Consider the following 14,189-nt stretch of genomic DNA (forward strand, 5'->3'; position numbering starts at 1 on the left):
GAGCCCCCGACATCTGCTGGTGCGGTCAGGACATGGGCCACGTCCGAGGACACCACTGCCCCCGGTGCGGCACGGCGCGCGAACGTCTCGGCGCACGCACGTCCCGACTGGCTGCGTGAGGGGGAGGGCTCGATGAACGACACGGCATCGCACTCACACCAGGCGGTAGGGACCATGACGAGCGACATCTCGAACACCACCACGCAAGAACGCCTCCCTCGGGAGCTCTCGGGGCGAGGGCGTACCCGGCTCACGCTGGGCCTGCTGGTGTCGGCCCAGTTCCTGGTGATGCTGGACGCCTCGATCGTGAACGTCGCGCTGCCCTCGATCCAGTCGGACCTCGGCTTCGGCCCGGCCGCAGTCACCTGGGTCGTGAATGCCTACGTGCTCGCGTTCGCGGGGCTCCTGCTGCTGTCGGGCAGGGCCGCCGACCTGCTCGGCCGCCGCCGCGTCTTCGTGGTGGGGGCGTCCCTCTTCACCGTCGGCACCCTGCTCGCCGCGGTGGCGGTCGACAAGGAGCTGCTCATCACGGGGCGCGTCGTGCAGGGGGTCGGTGCTGCCGGTCTCAGCCCGGCTGCGATGTCGTTGTTGCTGACCGCTTTTCCGGCCGCGCAGCGTGCGAGGGCCATGGGGGCGTGGGGTGCCGCCTCGACCCTGGGCGGAGCCACCGGGGTGGTCGCCGGCGGCGTCCTCGCCGGCACCGTCGGCTGGAGGGCGGTGTTCCTGGTGACCGTCCCAGTGTCCGTCGCGGCCGTCGTCCTGGGGCGGCGCCTGCTGGTGGACGAGGGGCACGGCACCTCACGGGGCTTCGACTGGCTCGGGGCGGTCGCTGTCACCGGCGCGGTGGTCAGCCTCGTGCACGGCGCCGTCGACGTCGTCGACCACGGCATGACGTCCCCCCGGGTCGTGGGCCTGCTCGCCGCCTCCACGGTCCTCATGGGGGCATTCGTCCTCATCGAGCGGCGAGTCGCGGATCCCATGGTGCCGCTCGAGCTCTTCCGGTCCCGCACCCTGCGCAGGGGCACGGTCGTCGCGCTGCTCGGGGGAGCGTCCCGGGCCTCGACCTTCGTCCTGGTCGCGCTTTACTTCCAGCAGGTCCTCGCCATGTCTCCCGTGCAGGCAGGCTTCGCGATGGTCCCCACGTCCCTGACGGGCTTCGCGGTCTCGTTGACCGTGCTGCCGCGACTGCTGGGCGGCATCGGGCCGGTGCGCAGCCTTGTCCTGGGGCTGGTCGTGCTGGCGGCCGGCCACCTCTGGCTGGCCCACGCGCCGGTCGGCTCCGGGTACGTCGTCGCGATCCTGCCCGGTCTGCTGCTCGTCGCCACGGGCGTCGCCCTCAGCTTCACCCCCACCACCATGGTGCTGGCCGCCGCGGTGCCCGGGACGCACACCGGCCTCGCGTCGGGGCTCGCCGCCGCCTCGATGCAGGTCGGTGGTGCGCTCGGGACTGCCGCATTCATGGTCATCGGCATCTCGGCCGGCAGGCCGGTCGACGGCGCCCTCGACACCTCAGGATTCTCTGCGGCGTTCACGGCAGCGGCCGTCGTGGCGCTCCTGACCGCCGCTCTCGGAGCGACGCTCACGCGACCTCACGCGTGAGCCCTCGACGTACGACCACGACGTCTCGGGACGTCTGCAGCGGGAGCACCACGACCCGACACCCGTGGCCCGCCCACGGCTCAGCACTCACACCTCACAACCTGGAGACACCGATGCATGCACACCACCACACCGTCGTCCGTGAGGACACCCAGCGAGATGTTCGACCGTGGGGGCCGATGATCGTCGCGCTCGTCGCGCAGGTCCTCGTCGTCATCGACATCTCCGTCGTCAACACCGCCATGCCCACCATCGGCCACGAGCTGGGGCTGGCCAGCGGCGACCTGCAGTGGGTCGTCACCGCATACCTCCTGCTGTCCGGCGGCTGCCTGCTCCTCGGGGGCAGGATCGCCGACCTCGTCTCCCGACGAGCGGTCTTCCTCACGGGACTGACGCTGTTCACCACGGCGTCCCTGTTCACCGGATTCGCCGGCGGTCCCGCTGAGCTCATTGCCGGCCGGGCCGCCCAGGGCGCCGCCGCAGCACTCATGACTCCCGCGGCACTCGCCATCATCAGCACCAGCTACACCGGCAGGCAGCGGGCCCGTGGTCTCGCACTCTGGGGCGCGATCGGCGGTCTGGGCATTGCCGTCGGCGTCGCCCTGGGAGGCGTGCTCACCACGTGGGCGAGCTGGGAGTCGATCTTCTGGGTCAACGTTCCCGTCGGCGTCACCGCCATCGCCGCCACCCTCCACCTCGTCGAGAAGGACTCGAAGAAGGCCGCCGGACTGGCCGCGTTCGACATTGCCGGAGCCGTCGTGGGCGTGGGCTCGCTGGCGACCTTGATGTTCACCCTGGCGCGGGTGGAGTCCCAGGGCTGGGCCTCCGTCCAGACCACTGTCGGGTTGGGCGTCGCCGCGAGCCTGATGGTCGCGTTCGTGTTCATCGAGGGCCGTGTCGAGCGTCCGCTGGTGCACCCTCACACCTGGCGGATGTCGACCCTGGTGTCGAGCACCACGGTGATGCTCGGCATCACCGGAATGCTCATGGCCGTCGTGTTCCTGACGTCGATCTTCGGGCAGACCGCCCTCGGCTACTCCGCGCTGCAGTCGGGACTCGCATTCCTCCCGCTTGCCGCCACTCTGGTCATCGGCACCCACCTGGCGGCCCACGGCAGTGCTCACCTTCCGGTGAGGACCATCGCCGCCGTCGGGCTGTTCGTGGTCGCGAGCGGCGCCCTGCTCCTGTCCCGTGCCGACGAGACGTCCTCGTACGTCGGTGGACTGCTCCCCGGGCTGTGCCTCGTCGGTCTGGGCGCGGGTCTGGTGTTCGCCGCCGTGGCCGGCACCGCCATGAACGGCATCCCGGCCGAGCACACGGGCATGGCGTCCGGGTTCCTGATGACGGGCCACGAGGTCGGGGCCGCGCTGGGGGTGGCCGTCCTGTCCGCCGTCGCCGGCACTGCCGGCAACCTCACCGCGGCGTCAGGCGTCGTCGATGCCTACGCGCGCGGCACGGTTGCCGTCACTGCCACCGCTCTGGTGTGTGCGGGACTGGCCGCCGTCTGGATGCCCAGGGGCAAGGCCGACGCCGCCCACATGCACATCCACTGACGCGCGGCGCGGCGGAGCCGTCTCAGAGCGTGCGGACCCACGTGGCCACGCCCTCGTCCAGGGCGAGTGTCGCGTCGGCCTCGGCCGCGGCCTCGAGGTCGTGCGTGGCGAGGACGACCGAAGCGCCGCGCGCGGCCTCGTCCCGCAGGGCCGCGATCATCAGCTCCCGGTTGCCGGCGTCCAGGTCGCTGGTCGACTCGTCGGCGAGCAGCACTGCGGGGCGCAGGGCGAAGGCCCTCGCCAGCGCCACCCGCTGCTGCTGGCCGCCGGAGAGCTGGTCGACGAGGTGGCGGCCGGACCCGGACAGGCCGACCCGAGCGAGCGAGTCGTCGATGCGGCGCAACGCCTCGCGTGCAGGCACCCCGAGCGCGAGCAGCGGGACCAGCAGGCTCTCCTCGGCCGACAGGGTGCCGCCCAGGCCGTTGCGCTGGGGCACGAGGACGACCCCGGCTCGCGCGGCCCCCTCCCTGTCCCTCAGCACGGAGCCGTCGACGTGGACCGTTCCTGTCACGGAGGCCGCCGCGGGGCGGATCGCACCGGACAGGGCCCACAGCAGCGACGACTTGCCGGCACCCGAGGGACCGGTCACCGAGAGCATCCGGCCGCTGGGCACGTGCAGGTCCAGCGCGTGCACGGCGACGGTCTCGCCGTACGTGACGCTCAGCCCGGCGGCGCGCAGCTCGCTCATGGTCGTTCCGCCCTGAGCTCGTAGTGGTCGCCGACCTCGTGGAGGCGGACCAACGTCCCCGGCGGCAACCGGTCGCGGGCGTGGCCGGGCAGCGGGAGGAAGCCGTCGGCGGTCACCACGGCGTACTCCTCGCCGCTGCGACCCTCACCGCCGATCCGGCCGTCGCGGATCGTGACCGTGCGCGGCAGCACCCGGGCGACGTCGGGATCGTGGGTGACCAGCACGACGGTCGTGCCGTACGTGCGGTTGACCTGTGCGAGGGCCGCCAGGACCTGGTCGCGCGCGGCGTGGTCGAGCTGGCTGGTGGGCTCGTCGCACAGCAGGAGGCCGGGGCGGGTGGAGATCGCGACGGCGACGGCGGCGAGCTGCAGCAGGCCGGGTGTCAGCTCGCTCAGCGGGCGGTCGGCGTGGTCGGCGAGCCCGACCTCCGCCAGCACCTCGCGCGGGTCGGTGAGCGGCCTTCCGGCCCGCCGCGCCGGGTGCTGGGCGAAGCGGACATTCTCGTCGGGTGTCGAGTTCGGGAGCAGGTTGCGGCCGGCGCCCTGCAGCATCAGTCCGATCTCGGTCGCGCGCAGCCGGTCGAGGTCGCGCGGGAGTGCGGCGGACACCTCGGTGTCGCCGACGAGGACCGTCCCGGCACTGGGTCGCAGGACACCGGCGAGCAGGCTCATCAAGGTCGACTTGCCCGATCCTGACGGACCCAGCAGGCCGACCATCTCGCCCGCCGCGACATCCAGGTCGACCCCCGAGAGCGCGGCGACGTCGCGCTCCTCCACGTGGTAGATGTGCACCAGGCCGCGCGTTCGGATCGTGAGCCCGCGCATCATACGGCCTCCCTCACACGTTCCACGTGAGCCCGGCGGGCGACCGCGAGGCCCGTCATCACGGCAGTCGCCGGCAGCACCGCAACGCATGCCGCAGCGACCCACAGGACCGCGGGCCACGAGGTCGTCGGGTCTGCGACGGGTGCCTCCGGCCGGACAGGAAGGAAGAGGACGTCGGGCATCGCCAGCGCTGCGCCGGCGAGACCCGAGACGACGCCGGCAGCGACGGCGAGCAGGATGGCCGGCAGCTGGGCCGCGATGGCCAACCGTCGGACCGTGCGTCGCCCGACGCCGTTGAGCCGCAGGATCGCGAGGTCCCGGGCGCGGTCGCGCCACCCGGTGACGGCGAGCACCAGCAGGACGACCAGCGCGATGAGGATCGCAGCCGGTCCCACCACGGCACCCAGGGCGAGACTCCAGGTGGCGACCGTGTCCCGGTAGGCCTGCCTGATCGTCGAGACGCGGCGTACGTCCGCGACCGCGATCCCGCGCTCGCGCAGCGCGGTGCCGACCGCGGCGACGAGGGCAGGATCGTCGACGAGCCAGACCTCCACATGCGTGTCGTGGGTGAACTGCGCGCCACGGGAGATCGCGTCGAGGTCCACCAGTGCCGAACGAGGCGGCATGGCCGGGACGAGGACGACGCGGCCGACGGAGCGGGCTGCGCGCTCGCTGCCGTCGACGCCCGTCACGTCGAGTCCGAACGCATCCCGGCGGTCAGCAGGCAGCAGGGCGGGAACCGTGCTGGGCACCCACGCCGGCGTGACCTCGGCGGGATAGATGCCCCGGATGCCCAGCCGGAGCCGCAGGGCGCCGTCCGACTGCGTGGCGACGGGGCGGATCACGGTGTGCTCGTCCTCGGTCGTGTTCCAGTCGTCGGCAGAGGACCCCCAGCCGGCCGCACGCCCGTCGACCCGCAGGTCGCTGAGCTCCAGATCGCCGTCGACCCGGACCCCCGGAGGGGCCGTGAACTCCACCGCTGCCAGTCGGCACCCGCTCCTGCAGGTCGGATCGTTCCCGACGAGGGTCGTACGCCGACCGGGCGGCGGGAGGGTGCCGAGGCGGATCGTGCGGCGGGTCCCGGTGTCGGTGGTGACCACCAGGCCGAGGTCGACCTCCGCGTCGCTGCCCAGGGCGTCCTGGGAGGTCAGCGCACCGTCCGGCCGGACGGTGAGCGAGATGCGCGACCCCGTCAGCGCCACCGGCTCCTCGGCAGGCGGCGCAAGCGCCTGCCACTGTGCGCCGGTCGGCGCGCCGCGGGGGAAGAAGGCGATCCGGCGGAACGCGTCGGGCTCCACGGCCAGGGTGGTCTGGGAGACCATGACGGGCGTCGCGCGCTCGTCGGTGGGGTCGGCGGCGTCCAGCGCCGCGCGCACGCCGTCCAGGTCACGTCCGGCGACGCGGAGCACCACCGGCGCCCCGGCGTCGTGCTCGCTCGCGTTGCTGCGGTTGTGGACGCCCACGACGAGAGCGTCGAGGGCGAAGACGGCGAGCGCGCTGGCCACGGTGATCACGGCGATGACCGCGCGCGTCTCCCGGCGCCGACCCGTCTCGAGCAGGGTGACGCCGGTGACGAGGCGGCCCCGGCGCAGCAGCCGGAGCCCCGCCGCACTCGCGGTGCGGGTGGCGAGGTGGGCCAGCAGCAGGCCGGTGAGCAGCGCCAGGAGCGCCGGCCCGGCGAGGGCGAAGGGCCCACTGAGACTTCCGGTGACGAAGGCGAGAACGCCGGTCCCGACGCCGGCGATCAGGAAGGCGTCGAGCGCACCGAGCGCCCACCGACCCGACGGGACCCGTCCGCGACGCATCAGGTCGTCCAGCGGTTCGCGGGCGACGCGCACGGCGGCCGCCACCGCCGTCAGGACCACGGCCACCACGGCGAGGAGCACCGCTGCCGTGAACCCGGGACCTGCTTCGAACGGTGCCTCCCCAGGGAGCAGCTCCCGGGTGAGGGCCCCACCGAGGAGCGCGGCGGCGGCACCGACGACGACGCCCACGAGCAGGACAGGAAGCAGCTCGATCAGCAACAGGCCGACCGCTCCGGCGGGCCCGCGGCCGCGGAGCCGAGCGACGGCCACCTCCCCGCGCCGCTGATCGGTCGCGGCGGCGAGCACGAGCCACAGGACGAACAGCGTCAGCACGACCATTGGTGCCATCAACAAGGGCACGGTGCGGTGGGCCTGCCGCGTCTGGGTGCGCACGTCCGTCGTGACGGCGCTGAGGTCGTCGAGGACGTGGAGGTCGTCGCCCCGCCCTGCGACCTCCCGTGACATCTCGCGCACCCGGTCACCGAGAGTCAGCAGCTCGTCGACGCCGGTCGACCCGGTGCGCAGGAGGGCACCTGCCTGCGAGGTCTCTCCGGGGAGGACCGGACCGTCGACGAAGACGTCCTCGGTCGTCACCCAGGCGTCGTGGGCGGCGGTGGGGTCGGGGCCRGGGGAGACGCTGGAGATGCCTTCGAGTCTCTGGCCCTGCCACCACGGATCATCTCGCGCCGCATAGGTGCCGACGACCTCGAGCCGTACGCCGTCCTGCCCGTCGATCGCGGGTCCCACCGTCGGGGTCGAGCCGAGGGAGAGGCCGAAGTTGGTGACGTCGGCCTCGCTCACGAGGATCTCGCCCCGGGCGGCGGGGCAGGTGCCACTGAGCACGGCAAGGTGCTCGCAGGCGCCCTCGCGCCAGATGAGTGGCCCCGTCGGCGGGACCTCCCCGCCGACCGGGGTGACGCTCGCGGTGCGACCCAGCACAGGTGGTCCGAGCCGTGCGGCCACGTCGCGGGGGACCATGGTCACGAGGTCGCGGGGGTCTCGGGCCTCGGTCGCGCCGCCCGCGTCGACCGTCGCCTCCGACTGGACCGTCACGGTCTTCTGCGCGGTGCTCGCGTGGGTCAGCAGGGTGTCCACGAGCGCCTGCTGCATGGCCCGGTCGTAGACCGGTGCGAAGGCGGTGCAGGCAGTGATCAGCGCGGAGACAGCGACCAGCGCCAGGGTCTGACCACGGCGGTGTCCCAGGGCCGACCGTCGCGCGAAGCGGATGGGCGACCATCCGGTATCGCGCCCGGATCGCCAGCCACTCATGGCCACATCCTGTCGTCGTGCGGTGCGGGGAGGGTATCTCGATCCCCGACCCGGTGGGACCACCTGGCCGTGTCGACCGCAGGAGTATGGCCGCAGGACTGTGACGCTCCGCGCGCGATGACTCGGGACCCCGCGCGGAGCGTCGGTCCTTGGTACCCATCGCACCTGTCGGCCATGCCAGGCGGATCGGTCTTTCGAAAAGGGGTACGGCCCTGACCATGGAACCCATCCCGGAGAGCACGGCGGCCATCGAGGAGTTCGGACCGTTCGGTGAGGAGGACCTGCTGCAGCGACTGTCAGACGGCAGCGAGAAGGTGCGCGGGATCGTGCCCGACTGCGTCGGCATCAGCCTGGCGTCCTGCAAGCACGACGTCACCCTGACCTTGGTGGCAACCGACCAGGAGATCGCCTTGCTGGACGCCGTGCAGTACCTCTCCGGGGGCCCGTGTGTCGATGCGGTCCACGTCGATCGCGTGGTCACCTTCGAAGGCGGCGACCGGTTGGACGAGGAGTCCTGGCACCACTTCGCCCTGGCCACCGCGGCGGCCCGGGTGGCATCCACCTTGACGCTGCCCCTCCTGGACGAGGGAGTCGTCGTGGGCAGCGTCAATCTCTACGCAGCATCGACGAGTGCCTTCGCGGGCCACCACGAGGCGATAGCCCGCATCTTCGACGCGTGGGCGCCGGGGGCCGTGACCAACGCGGACATCTCCTTCAGCACGCGCATCGTCGCCGAACAGGCCCCACGCATCCTCCAGCAGGACCTGGACGTCCATGTGGCAGTGGGGATCCTGGCCGCAGCTCGAGGCACCGGCATCGACGACGCATTCGACGACCTGCGCTCGGCAGCACGCCGAGCCGGGGTCGCCGTGGCCGATCTGGCCGCCAGTCTGATCGAGATCGAGAAGGACCGCGGAGCGGGCCTGGACGACTGAGCGACTCAGTCCTGAGCCTGCTGGTTGTGCTCGGCCAGGAGGCGTTCGGCAATCGTCCGCAGCTTGACGTTGGTGTCCTGGGATATCCGTGTCAGGAAGCTGAAGGCGCGCGCTTCGTCGAGGTCGAAGCGCGCCATGGTGACACCGACCGCCTGGCCGATGAGCTGCCTGGTCTTCACGGCTTCCTCCAGCTGGCTGACCTGGCGAGCGTAGGCGAGAGCCACTGCGGACTGGTGCGTGAACAGCGCGCCCAGGGCGCCGAGGTCCGAGAGTGCGCCGTCCTGGGTGCTGTAGAGGTTGAGCGCTCCGTTGGATGCCGGTGAGTCGAACAGTCGGACACCCGTCTGGGCGCGGATGCCTGCTGCCGCGGCAACTCGTGCGTAGCGAGGGAAACGCGAGTCGTGCTCGAGGTGCGGTGCCGTCACGTGGACGGTGTCCACCGCCGCCTCGTAGCAGGGACCTTCCTGCAGCTCGTACTGCGCGGCGTCCAGCTCGAGGATCAGGTCGGCCGTCGGAGCGACGGTCTCGAGGCGACCGTCGGCGTGCTTGACGGTGATGCTCGCGTGCTCCACCTCCGGCAGCACCTCTACGGCCGCTGCAGTGATGCGCGCGAGGGTCCGGTCCAGGTCGCCGGGCACCAGGGCGGCGGCCAGACGCCGACTGGAGTCCAGGATCGCGTCTTCGTCAACCATCGTGCACGGTCTCCTTCGGGGGATGATCACGCGGCACCGCGGGCGGCCGTCCCAGCCGCCCGAGTGGGCTCGCAGACCGGTGACGTCGAGCCACACACGCCACCCTAGTGCTGTGCCGCCCCGGCGTGGCTCCCGCGCGGCTCGGCCAGGTCGAACGCGTCACCCCTGCGGGCGAGAGGATCTGGCCCGACGGACGCTCGATGGATACGTTGAAACAGATCCCCTGCGACACCTCGGGCCAGTGTCAAGGGTCCCGATCCCGGGAGACCATCCATGCTCTAGCAGAGGGCATGCAGGCGCTTCACTCCTGAGAGTGACCACGCTCGATGTCTGTCTCACATGCTCAGCCCCCTGCCCTGACGGGCACCCATTCTCGTGTACGCACCGCCCGCTCCGAGCGCACGTCCGAGCTCTTCGAGGCGGCGCACCGTGCTGTCGAGGAATCTCGGCGCCAGGCCCTGCTGGACGAGATCGTGCTGATCAACCTGTCCGTCGCGAGATCCGTGGCTCGTCGGTTCATGGGGCGCGGCATCGAGATCGAGGACCTGGAGCAGGTGGCTGCGGAGGCCTTGGTGAAGGCAGCTGCGCGATTCGACCCGTCGCGGGGCAAGGACTTCCTCTCCTTCGCGGTCCCGACGGTGCGAGGAGAGCTGCAGCGCCACTTCCGCGACTTCGGGTGGGTCGTCCGGCCCACTCGTCGGGTGCAGGAGGCGAGGTCGGCCATCAGCCGCGCCGAGGCCGACCTCACGCAGCGCCTGGGGCACACCCCTGTCCCGGATGAAGTGATGAGCGAGCTCGCCCTCAGCCCGGGGGAGTACGCCGAGGCCGGTGCCGCGAGCGGGTGCTTCGCGCCCACCTCACTCGACAGGCCGACATCGGCCTCGGAGGACAGCGGAACGTTCGGGGAGCTCATCCCGGACGAGGATGCAGGTCTGCCCGCGTGCGAGGCACGGGTGGTACTGGCACCGGTGGTGCGCAGGCTCTCGGAGCGGGACCGGCATGTCCTGTTCCTGCGGTACTTCGAGGAGCTCGGTCAGAAGGAGATCGGGTCCGAGATCGGGGTGACCCAGACGCAGGTGTCCAGGATCCTCGATCGGATCCTCACCGAGCTGCGCGGCGGCCTGACCAGCGAGGCGCCGCTCGACGAGGCCCTCTGAGAGGACAGCGACACGCCGCCGTGGCCGCATGTCCGGGAGGGCTTCGGGTACCGGGTTCTCCATCCGGATCATCATCCGACAGAAGGCGGTCCCGGCATGAAGGCAGTCACCTGGCAAGGCGTGCACGACATGCAGGTCAGCGAGGTCCCAGATCCTCGGATCGAGCAGCCCACGGATGCGATCATCAAGATCACCTCCACCGGGCTCTGCGGATCTGACCTGCATCTCTACGAGACCCTGGCGCCGTTCATGGAGGCCGGGGACATCGTCGGGCACGAGCCGATGGGCATCGTGGAGGAGGTCGGTCCCGGGGTCACGTCGCTGCAGGTGGGGGACCGCGTGGTCGTGCCGTTCAACGTCTGCTGCGGCACGTGCTGGATGTGTGAGCGTCACCTGTACAGCCAGTGCGAGACCACTCAGAACCACGAGCACGGCACCGGCGCCAGCTTCTTCGGCTACAGCAAGCTGTACGGGCAGGTCCCCGGCGGACAGGCGGAGTACCTCAGGGTCCCGTTCGCGGACTTCATGCCGATCAAGGTGCCCGACGAGCACGCGGACGACCGCTTCTTGTTCCTCTCCGACGTCCTGCCCACTGCGTGGYAGGCCCTGCAGTACGCCGCCGTCCCCGACGGCGGGACGCTGCTCGTCCTCGGTGCGGGACCCATCGGCGACATGGCCGCCCGTATGGGCGTCCGGGCCGGGCACCGCGTCATCTCCGTGGACCGCGTCCCCGAGCGCCTCGCCCGTGTCACGGCCTTCGGCGCCGAGCCCCTCGACCTCGATGAGGCCGAGAAGGTGGGCGGGGTGGGAGACATCGTTCGCGAGTCCACGGGCGGCCGCGGCCCCGACGCCGTGATCGACGCCGTAGGCATGGAGGCACACGGCTCGCCGGCCGCCGGCCTGGTGCAGAAGTTCGCCGGCATGCTGCCGGACGCCATCTCCGAGCCCATGATGAAGACCGCCGGTCTCGATCGGCTCGCCGCCCTGTACACCGCCATCGACGCGGTGCGACGTGGCGGCACCATCTCGATCTCCGGGGTGTACGGGGGACAGGCCGACCCGATGCCGATGATGCAGCTGTTCGACAAGCAGGTCCAGCTGAGGATGGGACAGGCGAATGTGCGCGCCTGGACCGACGAGCTGCTGCCCATGCTGACCGACGACGACCCGTTCGGGGTCGACGCGTTCGCCACCCATCACCTTCCACTCGATGAGGCGCCCCGCGCCTACGAGCACTTCCAGAAGAAGGAGGAAGGCATGGTCAAGGTGGTCTTCCAGCCGTGACGTCCACCTGCATGGGCCGCGGACAGAAAGTGCGGGGTGCCGGGGCTGGACCTCCCGAGTCCGGGTACCGGCCCACATGACCACATCACCCGACGACCAGGTGCCGCACGACCAGGATTCCGAGCCGCCCACTCCGGACGGTCAGGAGCCCTCGGCCGAGCAGCTCACCGACGACTCCGAGCCCGCCAGCGACCCGGACCCGGATCCCGACGCCAGCTCGGGGAGCTGAGCAGAGGCGCGAGCAGCACACAGGCAACCCCACCCACACCGATGCCCGGACGTCGTCCGGGACAAGGAGGACGCATGACAACCAGCACCAGCAACAGCACCGACCACGCCGCCGAGACGGCGTCGACCGTCGCCGACCAGGGCCGCCAGGTCGCAGGTACGGCCAAGGAGGAGGTGCAGAACGTCGCGGGCACGGCCGCGGAGCAGGCCCGCACCGTGATGGGCGACACCGTGCGGCAGGTGAGCGACCAGGTGAACGACCAGGCAACGACCCAGCGGGATCGTCTGTCCGAGACCCTGCGGACCTTCGGGGACGACCTGGAGCAGATGGCCTCCGACGGGCCTGGCCCCGGCTCCGGCCTGGCCGTGGACGTGGCGCGCGAGGTGTCCGAGCGGGCGCGTGCCCTCGGGTCGCACCTCGAGGGTCGTGAGCCCGGACAGCTGCTCGACGAGGTCAGGAACTACGCGCGACGCAGGCCCGGCACCTTCCTCCTCGGTGCCCTGGCGGCCGGCGTCGTCGCCGGTCGCTTGTTCCGGGCCACCGCCGACGGTGCAGCGGCCGCAACGCTCGACCAGCCCAGCGGCCCTGCCCACACCGGCGCTCCCGTGACGCCCGTGCCGTCGGGCACCTCGGGCTTCGGCACCGACGCCGACCTCGGCGGCTACCCGACCAACCCGGCGACGGGGGCCGACCCGGTCCTGGAGCCGGCCACCCCGGTGGTGCCGGCCTCGCCGTCGGTCACGGCCGACCGGCCGACCTGGGACACGCCATGACGGGATCGTCGAGCATCGACCCCGCCTACGACGACGCCTCGTCGACGTCGTCCCCTCACGACGACCGGAGCCTGGGCGACATCGTGGGCGACATCGGTCGCGACCTCACCACCCTGGTCAAGCAGGAGCTGGAGCTCGCGAAGACCGAGGTGAAGGAGGAAGCCGGCAAGGCCGGCAAGGGCGCGGGGATGCTGGGAGGTGCGGGCGTCTCCGGACTCCTCGCGCTGATCTTCCTCTCGGGCGCCCTCGCCTACCTGTTGGACAGCTGGATCCCCCGGGAGCTCGCTTTCCTCATCGTCGGCCTCGTATGGGCCGTGATCGGCGCGATCCTCGCGCTCAGCGGCCGCAAGGCCATTCGACAGATCAACCCGCAGCTGCCGGAGACGCAGCAGACACTCAAGGAGGACGCGGCATGGGCCAGAGCACAGAAGAACTGAGCGGAGAGATCGAGGAGACCCGACGGTCGATGTCGTCGAACGTCGATGCCCTGCAGGAGCGGGTGAGCCCGTCGGCCATCGTCGAGCGGCGCAAGGAAGCCGCACGGGGCCGGGTGCGGTCGATGCGCGACCGTGTCATGGGCACGGCGCACGGCGTACGGTCGTCGGCCGCCGACGGCGTCGGCTCGACCCAGCAGTCCGCGCACGCCGCGGTCGACACGGTCAGGGACGCTGCCCATGGGACGGTGAGCGGGACGCAGCAGAAGGTGGAAGGCTCCCCGATGGCGGCGGGACTCGTTGCCTTCGGAGCAGGGCTGGTCCTCGCGTCGCTCATCCCCGCTTCCGACAAGGAGGCACGTGTCGCGGCGCAGGTGGTGGACACGGCCAAGGAGAAGGGCCAGCCCCTGATCGAGGAGGCGAAGTCTGCCGCGCAGGACGTGGCCCACAACGTGGCGCAGTCCGCGGGTGATGCGGTCTCGACGGTGAAGGACACCGCAGCGGAAGGTACGCAGCGTGTCCGCGAGGAGGGCAAGGCGGGCGCCGACGAGGTGCGCGCCCAGTCGGGCAGCTGACGGGCCGGTGCGCGGCGGCCTCTCCCTGGTCAGGGAGAGGCCGCCGTGTCGCGTTGAGCCGGAGTCGCCCGACGAGGTCGGCGCCCATCGGTCGGTCCATGGTCAAGGGTGTCTCCGCCGAGGTACCCGGGGCCACGATGAGGGGCCTAGCTGTACTGACCGCACAGGTTAGGTACGAGGTCGGCTGGTGACTTGCCGCTTAGTGCGGTGTGACCGCGGTGATGATTGTAGGTGTGGAGCCACTCGTCGAAGAGGTCTGCTCGCTCGGCTTCGGACGCGTAGGGCCTGGCGTAGGCCCATTCCTCGAGGGTGGTCCGGTTGAATCGCTCGACCTTGCCATTGGTCTGGGGTCGGTAGGGCCGGGTGCGTTTG

14 protein-coding genes are annotated in these 14,189 nt (G+C 71.4%); 9 read left to right on the forward strand and 5 right to left on the reverse strand.

Annotation, left to right across the window (positions count from 1 at the left end; genetic code table 11):
• The first annotated feature begins 174 nt into the window (after window positions 1-174).
• Together AC1DQF_RS10815 and AC1DQF_RS10820 are read left to right on the forward strand one after the other, a co-directional pair.
• Window positions 175-1,599, forward strand: a complete 1,425-nt coding sequence (locus AC1DQF_RS10815) for an MFS transporter (protein WP_477525225.1) — start codon at window positions 175-177, stop codon at window positions 1,597-1,599.
• A 179-nt stretch (window positions 1,600-1,778) separates the two neighbouring features.
• The gene (locus AC1DQF_RS10820; RefSeq protein WP_477525226.1) at window positions 1,779-3,152 is read left to right on the forward strand and encodes an MFS transporter; all 1,374 of its coding nucleotides are present in this window, start codon (window positions 1,779-1,781) and stop codon (window positions 3,150-3,152) included.
• 22 nt (window positions 3,153-3,174) lie between these two features.
• On the opposite strand, the gene AC1DQF_RS10825 is transcribed toward AC1DQF_RS10820, so the two are convergent.
• Genes AC1DQF_RS10825 through AC1DQF_RS10835 form a run of 3 tightly spaced genes read right to left on the reverse strand, consistent with a single transcriptional unit; the run spans window position 3,175 to window position 7,738 of the window.
• Window positions 3,175-3,840, reverse strand: a complete 666-nt coding sequence (locus tag AC1DQF_RS10825) for an ATP-binding cassette domain-containing protein (protein ID WP_477525227.1) — start codon at window positions 3,838-3,840, stop codon at window positions 3,175-3,177.
• On the reverse strand, window positions 3,837-4,667 hold the full coding sequence (locus AC1DQF_RS10830; RefSeq protein WP_477525228.1) for an ABC transporter ATP-binding protein: 831 nt from the start codon (window positions 4,665-4,667) through the stop codon (window positions 3,837-3,839). Before AC1DQF_RS10830 ends, AC1DQF_RS10825 begins: the two co-directional genes overlap by 4 nt.
• Entirely contained in the window at window positions 4,664-7,738 is a 3,075-nt protein-coding gene (locus AC1DQF_RS10835) for an FtsX-like permease family protein (protein WP_477525229.1), read from the reverse strand. Before AC1DQF_RS10835 ends, AC1DQF_RS10830 begins: the two co-directional genes overlap by 4 nt.
• A gap of 149 nt (window positions 7,739-7,887) precedes the next feature.
• Here AC1DQF_RS10835 and AC1DQF_RS10840 point away from each other — a divergent pair, with 149 nt between their 5' ends.
• Complete coding sequence (locus tag AC1DQF_RS10840) at window positions 7,888-8,673, forward strand: ANTAR domain-containing protein (RefSeq protein WP_477525230.1); 786 nt, start codon at window positions 7,888-7,890, stop codon at window positions 8,671-8,673.
• Window positions 8,674-8,678: 5 nt separating this feature from the next.
• On the opposite strand, the gene AC1DQF_RS10845 is transcribed toward AC1DQF_RS10840, so the two are convergent.
• Window positions 8,679-9,365: an ANTAR domain-containing protein gene (locus AC1DQF_RS10845; protein WP_477525231.1), complete on the reverse strand. Its 687-nt coding sequence runs from the start codon at window positions 9,363-9,365 to the stop codon at window positions 8,679-8,681.
• Between the two features lie 326 nt (window positions 9,366-9,691).
• Between AC1DQF_RS10845 and AC1DQF_RS10850 the strand changes: the two genes are divergently transcribed.
• The 6 genes from AC1DQF_RS10850 (at window position 9,692) to AC1DQF_RS10875 (ending at window position 13,817) form a co-directional block, all read left to right on the forward strand.
• Window positions 9,692-10,522 carry a sigma-70 family RNA polymerase sigma factor gene (locus AC1DQF_RS10850; protein WP_477525232.1) on the forward strand — a complete coding sequence of 277 codons (831 nt, stop codon included), beginning with the start codon at window positions 9,692-9,694 and terminating at the stop codon, window positions 10,520-10,522.
• 96 nt (window positions 10,523-10,618) lie between these two features.
• Window positions 10,619-11,806 carry a zinc-dependent alcohol dehydrogenase gene (locus AC1DQF_RS10855; RefSeq protein ID WP_477525233.1) on the forward strand — a complete coding sequence of 396 codons (1,188 nt, stop codon included), beginning with the start codon at window positions 10,619-10,621 and terminating at the stop codon, window positions 11,804-11,806.
• A 76-nt stretch (window positions 11,807-11,882) separates the two neighbouring features.
• Window positions 11,883-12,035 carry a hypothetical protein gene (locus AC1DQF_RS10860; protein ID WP_477525234.1) on the forward strand — a complete coding sequence of 51 codons (153 nt, stop codon included), beginning with the start codon at window positions 11,883-11,885 and terminating at the stop codon, window positions 12,033-12,035.
• 74 nt (window positions 12,036-12,109) lie between these two features.
• Window positions 12,110-12,808 carry a hypothetical protein gene (locus AC1DQF_RS10865; RefSeq protein WP_477525235.1) on the forward strand — a complete coding sequence of 233 codons (699 nt, stop codon included), beginning with the start codon at window positions 12,110-12,112 and terminating at the stop codon, window positions 12,806-12,808.
• Window positions 12,805-13,245 carry a phage holin family protein gene (locus AC1DQF_RS10870; protein ID WP_477525236.1) on the forward strand — a complete coding sequence of 147 codons (441 nt, stop codon included), beginning with the start codon at window positions 12,805-12,807 and terminating at the stop codon, window positions 13,243-13,245. The genes AC1DQF_RS10865 and AC1DQF_RS10870 overlap by 4 nt, the downstream gene beginning before the upstream one ends.
• Window positions 13,221-13,817: a DUF3618 domain-containing protein gene (locus tag AC1DQF_RS10875; protein WP_477525237.1), complete on the forward strand. Its 597-nt coding sequence runs from the start codon at window positions 13,221-13,223 to the stop codon at window positions 13,815-13,817. Before AC1DQF_RS10870 ends, AC1DQF_RS10875 begins: the two co-directional genes overlap by 25 nt.
• Before the next feature lie 146 nt (window positions 13,818-13,963).
• Here the strand turns inward: AC1DQF_RS10875 and AC1DQF_RS10880 are convergent.
• Window positions 13,964-14,189: integrase core domain-containing protein (locus AC1DQF_RS10880; RefSeq protein WP_477525238.1), on the reverse strand; the 226-nt coding region annotated here is incomplete at its 5' end.

The sequence above is a fragment of the Nocardioides sp. P4_G4 genome, assembly GCF_056401085.1.

Coding starts and splice junctions, on each gene's coding strand:
- AC1DQF_RS10815 (WP_477525225.1), top strand. CDS start 175: ATGACGAGCGACATCTCGAACACCACCACGCAAGAACGCCTCCCTCGG.
- AC1DQF_RS10820 (WP_477525226.1), top strand. CDS start 1,779: ATGATCGTCGCGCTCGTCGCGCAGGTCCTCGTCGTCATCGACATCTCC.
- AC1DQF_RS10825 (WP_477525227.1), bottom strand. CDS start 3,840: ATGAGCGAGCTGCGCGCCGCCGGGCTGAGCGTCACGTACGGCGAGACC.
- AC1DQF_RS10830 (WP_477525228.1), bottom strand. CDS start 4,667: ATGATGCGCGGGCTCACGATCCGAACGCGCGGCCTGGTGCACATCTAC.
- AC1DQF_RS10845 (WP_477525231.1), bottom strand. CDS start 9,365: ATGGTTGACGAAGACGCGATCCTGGACTCCAGTCGGCGTCTGGCCGCC.
- AC1DQF_RS10850 (WP_477525232.1), top strand. CDS start 9,692: ATGTCTGTCTCACATGCTCAGCCCCCTGCCCTGACGGGCACCCATTCT.
- AC1DQF_RS10860 (WP_477525234.1), top strand. CDS start 11,883: ATGACCACATCACCCGACGACCAGGTGCCGCACGACCAGGATTCCGAG.
- AC1DQF_RS10865 (WP_477525235.1), top strand. CDS start 12,110: ATGACAACCAGCACCAGCAACAGCACCGACCACGCCGCCGAGACGGCG.
- AC1DQF_RS10870 (WP_477525236.1), top strand. CDS start 12,805: ATGACGGGATCGTCGAGCATCGACCCCGCCTACGACGACGCCTCGTCG.
- AC1DQF_RS10875 (WP_477525237.1), top strand. CDS start 13,221: ATGGGCCAGAGCACAGAAGAACTGAGCGGAGAGATCGAGGAGACCCGA.